Source organism: Acetobacter orleanensis, assembly GCF_001581005.1.
Taxonomy (GTDB): domain Bacteria; phylum Pseudomonadota; class Alphaproteobacteria; order Acetobacterales; family Acetobacteraceae; genus Acetobacter; species Acetobacter orleanensis.
The window spans coordinates 1-2,025 of sequence record NZ_LHZV01000017.1 but is presented as its reverse complement, the minus strand read 5'-3'; the positions used below and the strand labels follow the sequence as shown (position 1 = coordinate 2,025).

Below are 2,025 nucleotides of genomic sequence, written 5' to 3'. Positions count from 1 at the left end.
CAGAAACGCTCATCCGTGACTTTCCAAACAGGCTCTAAAAGCCCAGAACCATCCTTTTTACTGGTAACAAATTTACTGGTAACAAAAAAAGGGTATGTTAAAGCGATCGCAAAAAGAGCATAGCTCCAGAAGAAAACATGAGGTATTGTCATGAATGAAACAAAAAAAATATTGAGTTGATGATAGAAAAATGCAACAAAATCTATAATTCTGGTTTCAGAGATTTTTTTACACAATATGGAGATTTTTTTGAAGGTGATAATAGTCCAGAATTATTGGATGCCATTAGGCGTGTTATTTTTAAGGGATATGGGAATATTTCTGGATGCCATGAACGTATTGTATACCCTCTCCATTTGCCTTTCCCGCGACTTTTCCGCCCCAATATCCACAAGCATCATCTTAAAAATTTCCATGAAAAAATTGCTGCTAAAAAACATATAACGTGGGCTTTTGTGGGAGACAGTATTTTATCTGTAGGAGCCGATATCGTTGCACCGTCAGAAAGCCCTGTACATATATGGTCTGATGAAATTTTAAAACAAAACCCCAATATAGATATAACATTTCATAATTTTGCAATTGGAGGAACGACTTGGGCTGATTTGGCGGGAAACACCCAACCATCGCCTTGGTGGGAAGATTATAACCAGAAATCATGGCTTGAGTGTGTCATCTCTAGTTGTCCAGATGTGGTTTGTTTGTGGTTCGGGGGAAATGATGGGCGACAAATTAATATACCAGCCTTGAATTTTGTTCTTGATAAATTTAAAACTATTCTCCCAAAAACAGATATTATACTGGCAGTGACTTATTTGCCTTCTTTTGGTTCTACGTTATGGACCGGCTATGGCACGATAGCAGGACAACAAGATAGAATATTTGCTCAACAATATACTCGCAGCTTTGCTCGTTGGAAAAATGTAGGTTATTTGGATGTGGGGCGTTGGCACACAATGATGAGAGATGGCTACGATCCATGTGAAATTTCGCTAACGAGAGTCGAGCCTGCTTTTAATACTAATCTACCGGCGTTTTCAAAGCCTATGCAGTGGAATGTAGATAAATGGTTTTTTCCTGATTGCAAAAATGATAACAAAGTTTCGGCCTCCGCGTGTACCGATTGGTCAATTAGTATGCATGTGAAAACTCCTCCTTCTAGCTTGATGATAAATCTGTCTGGTCCTGATGATGCAATAAACCAGCCATCTGGGAATATGTTTTTTATATTTTTTGAAGAGTTAGGTTTTTCTATAAAAATATCTGATGGAAGTAATAATCATGACCCTATAAGTTTTCATAAAAATATTTCTCTATCTCATGTGGAATTAAACTGGTTTAATATTACACTTAAAGATAGTCGTTTAACTTTTTCAATGCCGAGGAAAAACTTTTTTCCAGATGAAAATTCCAATAGAATTGGTGCGGGTTATATAGATATATTTGATATGCAAATACCTAGATTTGGTGGGCGCTACCATCCTTTTATTGCGGGTCTTGGAAATATTAAAGAATTGACAGTTTATAACTTGTGCGTTGCAGATAGCACGCGACCATGCGGAGGCGGGAAAAAATATATGCCAACGCACTCTGACTATGAAATATACGTTGCTTCTGAAAGTGCCGGAGGATCAAACGATTATCATATGAACACGTATGGCGTTAGGGATGTAATCGCTCCCGTCGTTCGTAATGAAAACTGGTAATGAATATTGATATTTCACCCTAAAATATAATCATTTAAAGGGTTTTAAAAAACCCGTGGTTTTGCGTGTATGTCTATGATTCCATGCATCCGATGGTGATTGAAAGAATAAATCATGAAGCAACCGGATTTCTTTGATGTTGAGCGGCTTACTCGTTTGAGGGGATAGGGGATTAGCTGGAGGGATCGAAGAACCGTTGATTGATGCGCATGACTCCTGATTTTAGAGCTCTGGCGTGTTGATTGATGGTTCCTGAGCCTAGTTTTTGCTTCGTCTATCGTAGGACTAGGGCCTGTTATGGCTTGATCCAGTCTGCTGC

The 2,025-nt window shown here is 38.5% G+C and carries 1 protein-coding gene; it reads left to right on the top strand.

All coding sequences use genetic code 11. The annotated features are described in order from the left end of the window. Positions 1 to 179 precede the first annotated feature (179 nt). Positions 180 to 1,706, top strand: a complete 1,527-nt coding sequence (locus AD949_RS13900; RefSeq protein ID WP_141325524.1) for an SGNH/GDSL hydrolase family protein — start codon at positions 180 to 182, stop codon at positions 1,704 to 1,706. The last annotated feature ends 319 nt before the right edge of the window (positions 1,707 to 2,025 follow it).

What these genes read in the sequence shown, in the direction of transcription:
- AD949_RS13900 (WP_141325524.1), top strand. Translation starts at nt 180, where the DNA reads ATGATAGAAAAATGCAACAAAATCTATAATTCTGGTTTCAGAGATTTT.